Source organism: Streptomyces sp. D2-8 (assembly GCF_023184515.1).
Taxonomy (GTDB): domain Bacteria; phylum Actinomycetota; class Actinomycetes; order Streptomycetales; family Streptomycetaceae; genus Streptomyces.
In genome coordinates this window covers 201846-215777 of sequence record NZ_JAAHBP010000012.1, presented here as the reverse complement: position 1 = coordinate 215777, position 13932 = coordinate 201846, and the positions used below count along the sequence as shown (strand labels likewise).

The window sequence follows — 13932 nt, the reverse complement described above, 5'->3', positions numbered from 1 at the left end:
CCCGCGGGCCGGACCCGGAAGGCAGCTCCGGCCCGGCCGGGCGGCGGCGATGAAGACCTGTTGCGGGCGATGTGAGTGGGTGCCCGCAACACCAGACAGAACACCGTGCCACGGGAACAACGGGGCACTTCAGGGCGTTTGCGCCCGTACAGGGAGGCGGCATGACAGAGACGGCGAGCGGTCCGGCACGGAGTTCCCGCGCCAAGAGCGCCAAGGTGAGCAAGGGCCTGCGTATCGAGCGCATCCACACCACCCCTGGGGTCCACCCCTATGACGAGGTGGCCTGGGAGCGCCGTGACGTCGTCATGACCAACTGGCGCGACGGCTCGGTCAACTTCGAGCAGCGCGCCGTGGAGTTCCCCGACTTCTGGTCGGTGAACGCGGTCAACATCGTCACCAGCAAGTACTTCCGCGGTGCTGTCGGCACGCCGCAGCGCGAGACCAGCCTCAAGCAGCTGATCGACCGCATCGTGAAGACGTACCGGAAGGCCGGGGAGGACCACAAGTACTTCGCCTCGCCCGCCGACGCCGAGATCTTCGAGCACGAGCTGGCGTACGCCCTCCTGCACCAGATCTTCAGCTTCAACAGCCCTGTCTGGTTCAACGTCGGCACCAAGCAGCCCCAGCAGGTCTCCGCCTGCTTCATCCTGTCCGTCGACGACTCCATGGAGTCGATCCTCGACTGGTACAAGGAAGAGGGCATGATCTTCAAGGGCGGCTCCGGCGCCGGCCTGAACCTCTCCCGGATCCGTTCCTCCAAGGAACTGCTGTCCTCCGGCGGCAACGCCTCCGGCCCGGTCTCCTTCATGCGCGGCGCCGACGCCTCCGCAGGAACGATCAAGTCCGGTGGCGCCACCCGCCGCGCCGCCAAGATGGTCGTCCTCGATGTGGACCACCCGGACATCGAGGACTTCATCGAGACGAAGGTCAAGGAAGAAGAGAAGATCCGCGTCCTGCGCGACGCGGGTTACGACATGGACCTGGGCGGCGACGACATCACGTCCGTCCAGTACCAGAACGCCAACAACTCGGTCCGTGTCAACGACGAGTTCATGAAGGCGGTCGACCAGGGCGGCCAGTTCGGGCTGCGCGGCAGGATGACCGGCGAGGTCATCGAGGAGGTCGACGCCAAGGCGCTCTTCCGCAAGATCGCCGAGGCCGCCTGGGCCTGCGCCGACCCCGGCATCCAGTACGACGACACCATCAACACCTGGCACACCTGCCCCGAGTCCGGCCGGATCACCGCGTCGAACCCGTGCAGCGAGTACATGCACCTGGACAACACGTCCTGCAACCTTGCCTCGCTGAACCTGATGAAGTTCCTGAAGGACGACGGCAAGGGCAACCAGTCCTTCGAGGCCGAGCGCTTCCAGAAGGTCGTCGAGCTGGTCATCACCGCGATGGACATCTCGATCTGCTTCGCCGACTTCCCGACCCAGAAGATCGGCGAGAACACGCGCGCGTTCCGCCAGCTCGGCATCGGCTACGCCAACCTCGGCGCCCTGCTGATGGCCACCGGCCACGCCTACGACTCCGACGGCGGCCGCTCCCTCGCCGGCGCCATCACCTCCCTGATGACCGGCACGGCCTACCGCCGCTCCGCCGAACTCGCCTCGGTCGTCGGCCCGTACGACGGCTACGCCCGCAACGCCGACGCCCACAAGCGCGTCATGAAGCAGCACTCCGACGCCAACGACAAGGCCGTCCGGATGGACGACCTGGACACCCCCGTGTGGGCCGCCGCCAGCGAGTCGTGGCAGGACGTGCTGCGCCTCGGCGAGAAGAACGGTTTCCGTAACTCCCAGGCGTCCGTGCTCGCCCCGACCGGCACCATCGGCCTCGCGATGTCCTGCGACACCACCGGTGTCGAGCCCGACCTCGCGTTGGTCAAGTTCAAGAAGCTGGTCGGCGGCGGCTCGATGCAGATCGTCAACGGCACCGTCCCGCAGGCCCTGCGCCGCATGGGCTACCTGGAAGAGCAGATCGAGGCGATCGTCGCCCACATCGCCGAGAACGGCAACGTGATCGACGCCCCGGGCCTCAAGCCCGAGCACTACGAGGTCTTCGACTGCGCCATGGGCGAGCGGGCCATCTCCCCGATGGGCCACGTCCGCATGATGGCGGCGATCCAGCCGTGGATCTCCGGCGCCATCTCCAAGACGGTCAACATGCCGGAGACGGCGACCGTCGAGGAGGTCGAGGAGATCTACTTCGAGGCCTGGAAGCTCGGCGTCAAGGCGCTCGCGATCTACCGCGACAACTGCAAGGTCGGCCAGCCGCTCTCCGCCAAGACCAAGGAGAAGGAGAAGGCGGAGATCACCGAGAAGGCCGAGGAGACGATCCGTACCGCGGTCGAGAAGGTCGTCGAGTACCGCCCCGTCCGCAAGCGCCTGCCGAAGGGACGTCCCGGCATCACCACGTCCTTCACCGTCGGCGGCGCCGAGGGCTACATGACCGCCAACTCCTACCCGGACGACGGTCTCGGTGAGGTCTTCCTGAAGATGTCCAAGCAGGGCTCGACCCTCGCGGGCATGATGGACGCCTTCTCGATCGCGGTGTCCGTCGGCCTCCAGTACGGCGTGCCGCTTGAGACGTACGTCTCGAAGTTCACCAACATGCGCTTCGAGCCGGCCGGTATGACGGACGACCCGGACGTGCGGATGGCGCAGTCGATCGTCGACTACATCTTCCGCCGCCTGGCGCTGGACTTCCTGCCCTTCGAGACGCGCTCCGCACTCGGCATCCACTCCGCCGAGGAGCGTCAGCGTCACCTCGAGACCGGTTCGTACGAGCCGAACGAAGACGAGGTCGACGTCGAGGGCCTGGCCCAGTCGGCGCCGCGTGCCCAGGAGCTGAAGGCCATTTCCGCTCCGAAGGCCGAGGAGGCGGCCCAGCCCGCCCCGCAGCAGGCCCACACCAGTGCCGAACTGGTGGAGATGCAGTTGGGCATCCAGGCCGACGCCCCGCTGTGCTTCTCCTGCGGTACGAAGATGCAGCGCGCAGGTTCCTGCTACATCTGCGAGGGATGCGGCTCGACCAGCGGCTGCAGCTGACGCCGAACGCCTGAGCCGATGACGGAGGGGCACCGCCTGCGGGCGGTGCCCCTCCTGTCGTCACAGGTCGCTGCCGAGGGCCTGTGGATGAGGTTCATGGCCGGCGGGCCGCACCCATCGTCCTGGTGAAGTCGATCGGGTCGCTCTCGAAGCCATGGAGTCCGGAGCGGAAGTCCCACGGGCCGGAGCCGTCCCGGGTGAACTCCGCGACCGTCGCCGCCGTCGCCCCCAGGACGCCGCCGAAGTCGTCCTCCGCCAGGACGGTGTACCCCTCGCGGATACGCAGCCCGGGGTTGCCCACACTGACGAAGGTGCGCTGCGCCGGGCGCTGCTGGATGACGACACCGACCACCACGCGCGCGTACCGGACGTCGAGCCGGTCGAGTTCCAGCGTCATGACTTCGTCGTAGCCGAAGCCCTGGCCGTCCTTGCTGTCCCGGTTGAGAGTGATCGTGCCGTCGGGGGAGCGGCTGTCGAAGTGCACCGCGTACGCGGGATCGCCGTGCGGATCATCCGCCAGATAGGTCGCCGCGACCAGGTCCAGATCGGTGGACGGCTGCCCCGCCGGGCTGGGATCCCACCGCACCGCGATCTCGACCTTGCGAAGCCCCTTGTTGAGCCCGTCCACCAGAATCCCCTTCCCCGTGCCGACCCGTCCGTGGCCCCAACTGCCGGGCGCTCATGACTGTTTGTCCATCCTGCCACGCGCGCGGGTACGTGCGTGGGGGAGCGGTCCAGCCGAGAGTGACCGGCGCCACGCTCCGTGGCCTTACCATGGCGCGGTGCTGGTCAAGTGGATTCGCTGCACCGTGGTGGACCGCCGCGGTTTCGAGCGGGGGCAGCGGAAGTGGGCGGGGCTTCTGGGGGAGCCGGGATTTCGCGGGCAGGGGGGTGGCTGGAGCCGGGGGCGGCCGGACGTGGCGCACATCTTCGCGTTCTGGGAGAGCCGCGCCTTCTACGACTCCTTCATGGCACGGTCCCACGACCGGCTCGCGTCGGCCCAGGCGGGCACGTTCAAGGGCGCCCAGGTCAGACTCTTCGACTACCGCTTCGACGTGAAGACCGGCTTCGAACCGCGCTTCACGGACGCCGACCTGCTCCGGGTGGCGCTCTGCCGCATCCACGAGGAGCGGGCCGAGCACTTCGTGCTGATGCAGGAGAAGGTCTGGAACCCGGCGATGGCGGGCTCGCCCGGCATGGTGCGCGGGTTGTTCGGCGAGGCACCCGGGAACGAGTTCCTGGTGCTGTCGATGTGGCGCTCGGCCGCCGAGCACGGCAAGTACCGCACCGAACGCGTGGAGCGGCTCGCCCTGAGGGCCCAGACGGAGGCGGACGTGGCGGCGCTCACCGGGGACGTCGTGGACATGGAGCCGAGCTGGACTGTCTGATTTCCGCGTGCCGCCGACGGGTGCTCCGGATGCTGCGCGCGGGTTGCTGTGACTCCGGGTGGGACCGGACGGAGTAGTTCCGGCCGGACAAGCGTGCGACCGAAGTGACCTGTGGTGCAGGAATCGTGTGACCTACGCCGTATGCGTGCGGTGTGAGTGCTCCAGGAGCCCTTACCCGATCTAGGGTCTTGGCATGGCACGACCACGGCGCATCGTCCTTGTCCGGCACGGCGAGTCAACGGGCAATGTTGATGACTCCGTCTACGAGCGTGAACCCGACCATGCCCTGGCACTGACCGAGCGCGGCCGGCGGCAGGCGGAGGCGACGGGCGAGCAGCTGCGCGAACTCTTCGGCGACGAGCGCGTCAGCGTGTACGTCTCCCCGTACCGCCGTACGCACGAGACCCTGCGCGCGTTCCACCTCGACTCCGGACTCATACGGGTGCGCGAGGAACCCCGGCTGCGCGAGCAGGACTGGGGCAACTGGCAGGACCGGGACGAGGTCCGCATCCAGAAGGCCTACCGGGACGCGTACGGCCACTTCTTCTACCGTTTCGTCCAAGGCGAGTCCGGCGCGGATGTCTATGACCGGGTCGGCGGCTTCCTGGAGAGCCTGTTCCGCAGCTTCGAGGACCCCGACCACCCGCCGAACGTCCTCATCGTCACCCATGGCCTGGCCATGCGGCTGTTCTGCATGCGGTGGTTCCACTGGACGGTCGCGGAGTTCGAGTCGCTGTCGAACCCGGGGAACGGCGAGGTGCGGATGCTCGTTCTGGGGGACGACGGCAAATACACGCTTGACCGGCCGTTCGACCGTTGGCGAGATCCCGAGCCGTACGGGATCACCGGATAGAGTGGCAGGGCGATGACCGCTGATTCCTCCCCCGACGTGCGCCTGGACCGCGCCCTGGCCTGCCTGCGCGGACTGTCCGTCGGGGACGCCCTGGGCTCCCAGTACTTCGTACCGGTGAACTACCCGCTGCTGAAGCGCCGCGAGGTGCCGTCCGGGCCGTGGCGGTGGACGGACGACACGGAGATGGCCGGCTCGGTCGTCGCCGTCCTGGCCGCCCACCACCGCATCGACCAGGATGCCCTGGCCCGCTCCTTCGCCGAGCACCACGACTTCGACCGGGGGTACGGCCCCGCGGTCAACCGCCTGCTGCGCCTCGTCCGAGAGGGTGGCGACTGGCGGGAACTGGCCGCCGCGCTCTTCAAGGGACAGGGGTCCTGGGGCAACGGCGCGGCGATGCGGATCGCCCCGCTGGGCGCCTGGTATGCCGATGATCCGGAGCAGGCCACCCACCAGGCGGAGATCTCGGCCTACACCACCCACCAGCACCGTGAGGCCGTCGTCGGGGCCATGGCCGTCGCCGCGGCTGCCGCGTTCGCGGCCGCCCCCGACGGACCGCCCGGCGCCGAAGCCCTCCTCGACGGGGTCATCGGCCTGGTGCCGAAGAGCGCCGTGGGTGCGGGACTCCGTCGGGCCCGGGACATGCTCGACTACGGCGATCCGGGCACGGTCGCGGCCGTGCTGGGGTGCGGGCGGCGTACGACTGCCCATGACACCGTGCCCTTCGCCCTCTGGTCGGCCGCGAGAAGCCTCGGCGACTACGAGCAGGCGTTCTGGACGACCGCCCAGGTGGGCGGGGACGTCGACACCACGTGCGCCATCGTCGGGGGTGTGATCGCCTCGGGGGTGGCGGGGACGCCACCCGCCGAGTGGGTCGAGCGGACGGAGCCGCTCCCGGACTGGGTGCCGACGTCGGCCTGACGGTCAGGGCTGTCGGCCCGTCGGGAACTCTCCGTGCACCTCGGGAACTCTCCGTGACCGGCCGCCCGTTGTTCTGACATCCGCTGTGCGAGCCGTCGAGGGCGCGCACACTCCGGACGTCCGCGCGGGTGGCGCTGAGGGAGGTGGTCATGGAGGCTCTGCTCGCTGTTCTGGTCCGCTGGTGGGGCGCTGTGGCGCGCCGTGTGGGACGCGGACGGGTGGCCGTGCTGCCGTCCTCTCCGTCCGTCCCCCGGACCAGCCCCGGCCATCCGCAGCAGGTCGCGTACCGGCCCGGCAGTCGTCGGCGGGCTTGTGTCGTGCCCGTCGGCGAGCGGCCGGAGCCGGTTCGCGGTGCGCTTGCGTCAGCCGAGTCCCGGTCCGGCCGAGCCGGAGAGTGCATCGAGGTCGCTCTTGCGGACCCGGATCACCAGCCAGGCCGTGGCCAGGGCGAGGACGGCCATCGCGGCGGCCGGTATGAAGGCCGTCGAGATGCCCTGGGCCAGCACCTCGTGCCCCCATGGCGCGGGCAGCTGATGCGTCCTGGCGAACTCCGCCTTCTGCTCAGCGGTCCCATCGGCCATGAACTTGGGAAGCTGTTTCTCCGCCTCGTCCTTGGTCGCCGTGCCGAAGACCGTCGTCAGGATGGACAGACCCAGCGATCCGCCCACCTGCTGTGTCGTGTTGAGCAGCCCGGACGCCGCGCCCGCCTCGTGCGGGGCGACCCCGGAGACGGCGGTGAGCGTCAGCGTCACGAAGTTCAGCCCCATGCCGAAGCCGAACACCAGCATGGGGCCGAGGACTCCACCGACGTACGAGCTGTCGGAGCTGATGAGCGCCTGCCAGGCCAGTCCGGTCATCGCGAGCGCCGAGCCCACGAGCATGAACGGCTTGGGGCCCAGTACCGGCAGGAACCGCTGCGACAGCCCGGCGCCGAGCGCGATCACGACCGTCACGGGCAGGAAGGCGAGCCCTGCCTCGATCGGGCTGTATCCGAGCACGTTCTGCACGAACAGCACGATGTAGAAGAACATGCCGAACATCGCCGCGGCCAGGCTCAGCATGATCACGTACGTGCCCGAGCGGTTGCGGTCAGCGAACATCCGCAGCGGAGTGATCGGCTCCTTGGCCCGGGACTCGATGATGCCGAAGGCCAGCAGCAGCACCACCGCGGCAGCGAAGGACCCGATGGTGAGACTGTCCCGCCACCCCTCGTCCGCGGCGCGGATGAAGCCGTAGACGAGAGACGCCATGCCCGCGGTCGAGGTCACCGCGCCCGCGATGTCGAAGCGGCCGCTGTGCCGTTCGGACTCGCTGATGTAGAGCGGAGTGAGCACGGCTATCAGCACGCCGATCGGCACGTTCACGAAGAGCACCCAGCGCCAGTCGAGCCATTCGGTGAGCATGCCGCCCGCGAGCAGACCGATGGCACCACCGCCGGCGGAGACCGCGGCGAAGACACCGAAAGCCCGGTTGCGCTCCGGGCCCTCGGGGAACGTGGTGGTGATGAGCGCCAGCGAGGTGGGCGAGGCGATCGCGCCTCCTACGCCCTGCAGAACCCGAGCAGCCAGCAACTGCCATGGCTCCTGGGCCAGCCCGCCGAGCAGCGAGGCGAAGGTGAACAGCAGAATGCCGGTCATGAAGACCCGGCGCCGTCCGAGGATGTCACCGGCGCGACCGCCGAGGAGCAACAGGCCGCCGAAGGTGAGTGTGTAGGAACTGACGACCCAGGTGAGGTCGGTGGTGCTGAACTCGAGCGCGTCTTGAATGTGCGGGAGCGCGATGTTCACAATCGTCGCGTCGAGTACCACCATGAGTTGGCAGGCCGCGATGACGGTGAGCGCGATGCCGGGCGTCCCTCCCGGCGTGCCGCACCTGGCTTCGGATCTTGGAGTAATGGAGAGGTTGTCACTATGGGTCCCCCACGAGTGCGTTAGTGAACGCTTGCGTTCACTGTCGCGTCAACGGTAGTGAGTCCCCGACAGTGAACGCAAGCGTTCACTTACGACGTCGTCGTTCGGCACGTCCCCCCTGTGGCCGTCCGGCGCGTCCCCCATCCCCGGAATGCCCGCTTCCTCTGCTCGTTGGAGAGAGTCCGATGGTTACCCCCAGCTGGGCGGATGCCCCCGCTCAGACGGCCGCCCGCCGCCGCGGCGCGGTACTCGAACGCGCGATCCTCGACGCCGCGCTCGATCAACTCAGCACGGTCGGCTGGAACGGCCTGACGATGGAGGGCGTCGCCGCCGGCGCCCAGACCGGCAAGGCCGCGGTCTACCGGCGTTGGTCGTCCAAGGAGGATCTTGTCGCCGACGCTCTGCGTGCCGGGCTGCCGCAGTTCGACGCCGCCCCGGACGAAGGGAACGTGCGCGAGGACCTCTTGGCGCTGTGTCTGCGCGCCCGTGACGCGATGTTCTCCCGCCCTGGTTTCGCGCTTCGCTCGGTGATTCACGAATGCGACACGGCTCAGGCCGAACGCTTCCATGGCGTGATCTTCGAGGGGGTCGTGGAGCCCACCATGAGGATGTTGCGAGAGGTCGTCGACCGCGGGATCAAGCGAGGCGAGGTGCGCCCCGAGGCTGCGAACGGCTATGTCTTCGACGCCATGCCGGCGATGATGATGTATCGCTCCAAGATGTGCGGCTGTGAATGGCAGGACCGTGAAGTCGAGGAGATGATCGACCAGTTGATGGTTCCGCTGCTGCGGTCGCACGGTTCCTGACGCTGCGGCGAAGGGGGCTGATGCTGCAGCCGAGCGGTGCCCGACGCCGCAGCCGGCCGTTGCCCGACGGGGGCTCGTGAGGCCGGCGATGCCGCCGATGCCGACCGGGGTGTCGCGGGCGGTTCGGGGCGGCGTAATCTAGGGGCGCCATGCCGTACGAACCGCCTACTCACACTGTCGAGCGCTCCCTTCGAGCCACGACCGGAGCGAAGATCGTTGCAGGTGTCGACGAGGTGGGGCGCGGCGCGTGGGCCGGTCCCGTCACCGTCTGCGCGGCGATCACCGGACTGCGCCGTCCGCCCGAGGGGCTCACGGACTCGAAGCTGCTCACCATCAAGCGACGCACCGCCCTCGCCGAGGAACTGCGGACCTGGGTGACGTCGTATGCGCTGGGGCATGCCTCCCCGGAGGAGATAGACGCTCTGGGGATGACGGCCGCGCTGCGGCTCGCTTCCGGGCGTGCGCTGGACGCACTGCCGGTCCGTCCCGACGCGGTCATCCTCGACGGCAAGCACGACTACCTCGGTGCGCCCTGGCGGGTCCGCACAGTGATCAAGGGTGACCAGTCCTGCGTGGCAGTCGCCGCGGCCTCGGTGATCGCCAAGGTTCAGCGCGACAAAATGATGGCCGAACTGGGTATCGACCATGCAGACTTCGGTTTTGCGGACAACGCCGGGTATCCATCACCCGTGCACAAGGCCGCACTGGCGGAGCGGGGCCCCACCCCCTACCACCGGTTGTCGTGGGCGTATCTTGATGCGCTGCCCCAGTGGCGGCACCTCAAGAAGGTCCGCAGCTGGGCGGACGGAAGTGTTCCGGAAATCGAGGGTCAGCTCGGCTTCGATTTCTGACGGTTTCGTGCGCACGGATGCGCCACCCGCCGACGCGGGTCGTACCAACGTTTGATAAATATCAACTCATGCCTCTCATTCCCGAGGAGCCTCAGATTCACGAGAGTGCCCAGGGTCCCCGCGCCACTCCGGCCAGCGGCCGCACCGCGCAGACCCCCCGTCCCGTACCCGGCCCCCGCCCCGCGGCTCCGTCGCGTCCCGGTCACCCCGGCCCTCTCCGGCCGGCGCCGCCGGTGCAACGTACGCCGCGCGATGTGGCCGCCAAGCCCGCTCCGTCGGGTCCCGCCGCCGGCGCCGCCGCACCGGTCACCCCGCAGATCCAGTTGATCCCGGCTTCCGTGGAGGGGGCGCTCGACGCCGCCGAGGAGGCCGTGGACCTGCTGCTGGACTCCGGTCGTGCCCCCGGCGACGTCCTGGTGATCACGACCGGGGATCAGCACCCGTGGGCCACCCACGAGCTGTCCTTCGGTGAAGCCTCCTACTGGGCCCAGCATGACGCCGGCGACGACGTCTTCTACACGGACGCCGCCATCGCGGCCCGCGCCGCGTCGCGGCCTGTGGTCGTGGTCGCCGTCAACGGCGGTCCCGAGGCTGCAGCCGTGAGCGCCCTGTCCCTGGCCCACTCCCGGGCGGGCGCCCTGCTGATCGTCTGCGGCGACCCGCAGCGGATCAACTCGGTGCTGGGCGCGGGTGTCTGAGTGGTGCCGTAGCGCCCGGTAGTGCGCCGGGGGGGGACTTCGGGCGTCGCTGCGGCGGCGCCGCAGCGACGGGCAGTTCACCATGCCCCGAGTGCGGGAGACCGTCCCTGCGTGGTGACCTCGCCCGGCCCCGGGGAGTGCCTCCGTGACTGAGGCGGACCGCCGCGCTCGCGGCTCGGCCAGGGCAAGGTTCGGAGTGCTCGTTCGGCTGCCCGTCGTAGGAATCGTCGTGCGCCGTGGCCCGGGCCCGGATCCGTGCGGAACGGTCTGTCCGGGCCTCAGCGTGCCGCCGCTGCGCGGCGCAGTACCTCGGAGGCGCCGCCGGTGCGCGGTATGGGTGGCGGTGCCTCCGACGTGGCGAACGGCTCCGGTGCCGATGCCGAATGAGGGCGGCGTCCGCCGCGGCCCTCGCCGAGGACCTGCCAGCCGTCACGGGTCAGCGTGATGTATGCCCCGCAGCGCAGTCCGTGGAGGGTGCACGCGTCGCGCAGCCCCCACATCCACGCGCCGTCCTCCTCCGTCCAACGCGCGTCGCCCTCACGGCAGTAGAGCAGCACCGCGGTGCGTACCGGCGTGCGGCGGCGCAGATCGTGCGGGATGACCCGGCGCAGCTGCGCGAGCAGGGCGTTGCGGAACATCCAGCCGTCGGCCGGGGCCGAACGGCGCACGAAAGAGGCGCTCGCCCGCAGCCGCTCGTCCGGGTCGAGCACGGCGACGACAGCGGTCGCCGGCTGCGGGTGGTGACGGGCGTGCAGTCCGCTGACGATCTCACGGGGATTGCGCAGGAGTGGGATCCCGGCGGTGGCCCATTCCGCGGGTTCGAGCAAGCGGTTGGCGGAAGCGGCGGACGTCGACGCCGCTGCCGAGGCCGGAGCGAATCCGAAGGTCACGGTCCTCCCTTCGGCTACGCGCCCACACTGCGGGCGGGGTCGGATTCCTGGGAGCGCGCACCGCAACGAAGCCCTACCGGAGCGGCCGGCGAGCCGTGCGGGAGCAGACCTCAATTCTTCCTGTCGAACTTGAATGCGGCAACGAGCAATTGAGGCAGCCGACCGTTATCAGATGATGCGCGGCTAATATCCCCACCGTGTGTGTCACCGGACCACCCATGGGGCGTTCGAGCACGACACGTTCGTACGTCATGGGGGTGGGCGGCGTCCAGAGGTGTGCGCCGGGGCAGCCGCCCCGGCCCGGGCACGCCGTCAGCCCTGCACGGCCAGTACCAGCGGCAACACCCCCTGTGCGCCGGAGCGTCGGAGCATGCGGGCCGCGACCGCGAGGGTCCAGCCGGTCTCTGTGTAGTCGTCCACCAAGAGGACCGGGCCCTGGGCCTCGGCGAGAGCGGACGTGAGGGCGGGCGGCACGGCCAGAGCGCCATCGAGTGCCTTCAGCCGCTGGGCACTGTTGCTCCGGGAGCCCGGGAGGGCGTCGCCGACGTACTCGACGGCGCCCAGCAGCGGCAGTCGGCCGATCTCGGCGATGCGCGCCCCCAGGGAATTGATCAGCTGCGGTCGCGTGCGCGAGGCAACGGTGACGACGCCGGCCGGGCGCGGCCGGCCATCCGGTGCGCCCGGGGCCCAACCGCCAGGGCCCCTGGCCCAGTCGGCCAGTACGCCCACCACGGCCTTCGCCACGTCGTCGGGCACGGGCCCGTCGGGGGCCTGGGGCGCGAGCATGGGCCGCAGCCGGTTGCCCCACCCGATGTCCGACAGCCGTCCCAGCGCGCGTCCCGACGCGGCCTGTTCGCCGATCGGGATACGTCCCTTGAGGTCCACTCCGATCGCCGGCAGTCCGGTGGGCCACATCCGGCGGGGCTCCACCTCGACACCTGCCCGGCCCAGGTCCACGCGGGCGGCCTCGAGCGACTCCTCGGATGTGTCGGCGGCGAAGCGGGGGGCGGCGCAGTTGTCGCAGCGACCGCACGGCTTGGCGGCCTCGTCGTCCAGCTGGTGCTGCAGGAACTCCATCCGGCACTCGGTCGTCGACGCGTACGCGCGCATGGCCTGCTGCTCGGCCTCGCGCTGACGTGCCACCCACGCGTACCGCTCGGCGTCGTACGTCCACGGCTGCCCGGTCGCGATCCAGCCGCCCTTGACCCGCTTGACCGCCCCGTCCACGTCGAGGACCTTGAGCATGGTCTCCAGTCGGGAGCGGCGCAGCTCCACCAGGGGCTCCAGGGCGGGCAGCGACAGGGGCTTCTCCGCGTGCCCGAGGACGTCGAGCGTGCGGCGCACCAGGTCTTCCGAAGGGAAGGCGAGCGACGCGAAGTACTTCCAGATCGCCTCGTCCTCCTTGCCCGGGAGCAGGAGCACCTCGGCATGCTCCACACCGCGTCCCGCGCGGCCCACCTGCTGGTAGTAGGCGATGGGGGAGGAGGGTGAGCCCAGGTGCACCACGAAACCCAGGTCGGGCTTGTCGAAGCCCATGCCGAGCGCTGACGTGGCGACCAGCGCCTTCACCTTGTTGCCGAGCAGATCCTCCTCGGCCTGCTGACGCTCGGCGTTCTCCGTTTTGCCCGTGTACGCCGCGACCGTGTGCCCGCGCTGCCGGAGGAAGGCGGTGACCTCCTCGGCGGCGGCCACGGTGAGGGTGTAGATGATTCCGGACCCCGGCAGTTCGTCGAGGTGCTCCGCGAGCCAGGCCATCCGGTGCGCGGCGTCCGGCAGCCTCAGCACGCTCAGGCTCAGGCTGTCCCGGTCCAGCGGTCCCCGCAGCACGAGGGCGTCCGAGCTGCCGCCGGTGCCGAGCTGTTCCGCGACGTCGGCCGTCACGCGCGCGTTGGCCGTGGCGGTGGTCGCGAGCACCGGCACACCGGGCGGGAGATCGGCGAGCATCGTGCGCAGCCGGCGGTAGTCCGGCCGGAAGTCATGGCCCCAGTCGGAGATGCAGTGGGCCTCGTCCACCACCAAGAGCCCGGTGGCGGCCGCGAGCCGGGGCAGTACCTGGTCCCGGAAGTCCGGGTTGTTGAGCCGTTCAGGACTCACCAACAGGACGTCCACCTCGCCCGCGGTGATCTCGTCCTGAACGGCGTCCCACTCCTCCGTGTTGGAGGAGTTGATGGTCCGGGCATGGATGCCGGCCCGAGCCGCCGCCTCGACCTGGTTACGCATGAGCGCGAGCAGCGGCGACACGATCACGGTCGGACCGCTGCCCCGCGCCCGCAGCAGCGAGGTCGCCACGAAGTACACCGCGGACTTGCCCCAGCCCGTGCGCTGGACGACCAGGGCACGGCGTCTGTCGGCGACCAGCGCCTCGATCGCCCGCCACTGGTCCTCGCGCAGCCGGGCCTCTCCCGAGACGTCCCCGACGAGACGGGCGAGGACCGCGTCGGCCGCCGCCCGGAGTTCCGCGTTGCTCGTGTGCTCCATGCGTTCCATACAACAGGACGGCACTGACATCCGGAGCCGACCACCGAGAGCTGGGGGCGCGCCGACCTTGGGTGACGTGTCCCTGAT

The 13932-nt window shown here is 69.8% G+C and carries 10 protein-coding genes and 1 pseudogene; 7 read left to right on the top strand and 4 right to left on the bottom strand.

Going from position 1 to position 13932, the window contains the following annotated elements; all coding sequences use genetic code 11:
• Positions 1-161: 161 nt before the first annotated feature.
• Positions 162-3053 carry a vitamin B12-dependent ribonucleotide reductase gene (locus tag G3I77_RS22240; RefSeq protein ID WP_248506425.1) on the top strand — a complete coding sequence of 964 codons (2892 nt, stop codon included), beginning with the start codon at positions 162-164 and terminating at the stop codon, positions 3051-3053.
• Positions 3054-3147: 94 nt separating this feature from the next.
• On the opposite strand, the gene G3I77_RS22235 is transcribed toward G3I77_RS22240, so the two are convergent.
• Positions 3148-3681 carry a TerD family protein gene (locus G3I77_RS22235; protein WP_248506423.1) on the bottom strand — a complete coding sequence of 178 codons (534 nt, stop codon included), beginning with the start codon at positions 3679-3681 and terminating at the stop codon, positions 3148-3150.
• A gap of 154 nt (positions 3682-3835) precedes the next feature.
• Here G3I77_RS22235 and G3I77_RS22230 point away from each other — a divergent pair, with 154 nt between their 5' ends.
• The 3 genes from G3I77_RS22230 to G3I77_RS22220 all read left to right on the top strand — a co-directional run bounded on the left by G3I77_RS22230 (position 3836) and on the right by G3I77_RS22220 (position 6212).
• Positions 3836-4441 carry a YdbC family protein gene (locus tag G3I77_RS22230; protein ID WP_248506421.1) on the top strand — a complete coding sequence of 202 codons (606 nt, stop codon included), beginning with the start codon at positions 3836-3838 and terminating at the stop codon, positions 4439-4441.
• Positions 4442-4634: 193 nt separating this feature from the next.
• Positions 4635-5294, top strand: a complete 660-nt coding sequence (locus tag G3I77_RS22225; RefSeq protein ID WP_248506419.1) for a histidine phosphatase family protein — start codon at positions 4635-4637, stop codon at positions 5292-5294.
• Between the two features lie 12 nt (positions 5295-5306).
• On the top strand, positions 5307-6212 hold the full coding sequence (locus G3I77_RS22220) for an ADP-ribosylglycohydrolase family protein (RefSeq protein WP_248506416.1): 906 nt from the start codon (positions 5307-5309) through the stop codon (positions 6210-6212).
• Between the two features lie 362 nt (positions 6213-6574).
• On the opposite strand, the pseudogene G3I77_RS22215 reads toward G3I77_RS22220, so the two are convergent.
• Positions 6575-8121 (bottom strand): annotated as a pseudogene (locus G3I77_RS22215) (MFS transporter).
• A 186-nt stretch (positions 8122-8307) separates the two neighbouring features.
• Between G3I77_RS22215 and G3I77_RS22210 the strand changes: the two are divergent.
• The 3 genes from G3I77_RS22210 to G3I77_RS22200 all read left to right on the top strand — a co-directional run bounded on the left by G3I77_RS22210 (position 8308) and on the right by G3I77_RS22200 (position 10477).
• On the top strand, positions 8308-8928 hold the full coding sequence (locus G3I77_RS22210) for a TetR/AcrR family transcriptional regulator (RefSeq protein WP_248506414.1): 621 nt from the start codon (positions 8308-8310) through the stop codon (positions 8926-8928).
• A 149-nt stretch (positions 8929-9077) separates the two neighbouring features.
• Positions 9078-9779, top strand: coding sequence for a ribonuclease HII (locus tag G3I77_RS22205; protein ID WP_248506412.1), 702 nt, complete (start codon positions 9078-9080; stop codon positions 9777-9779).
• A 68-nt stretch (positions 9780-9847) separates the two neighbouring features.
• Entirely contained in the window at positions 9848-10477 is a 630-nt protein-coding gene (locus tag G3I77_RS22200; RefSeq protein WP_248506410.1) for a hypothetical protein, read from the top strand.
• 278 nt (positions 10478-10755) lie between these two features.
• Here the strand turns inward: G3I77_RS22200 and G3I77_RS22195 are convergent, their stop codons facing one another.
• Together G3I77_RS22195 and G3I77_RS22190 are read right to left on the bottom strand one after the other, a co-directional pair.
• Complete coding sequence (locus G3I77_RS22195; RefSeq protein WP_248506408.1) at positions 10756-11367, bottom strand: hypothetical protein; 612 nt, start codon at positions 11365-11367, stop codon at positions 10756-10758.
• A gap of 312 nt (positions 11368-11679) precedes the next feature.
• A complete protein-coding gene (locus G3I77_RS22190) occupies positions 11680-13845 on the bottom strand; it encodes a RecQ family ATP-dependent DNA helicase (protein WP_248506405.1) in 2166 nt (721 codons plus the stop codon).
• Between the last annotated feature and the right edge of the window lie 87 nt (positions 13846-13932).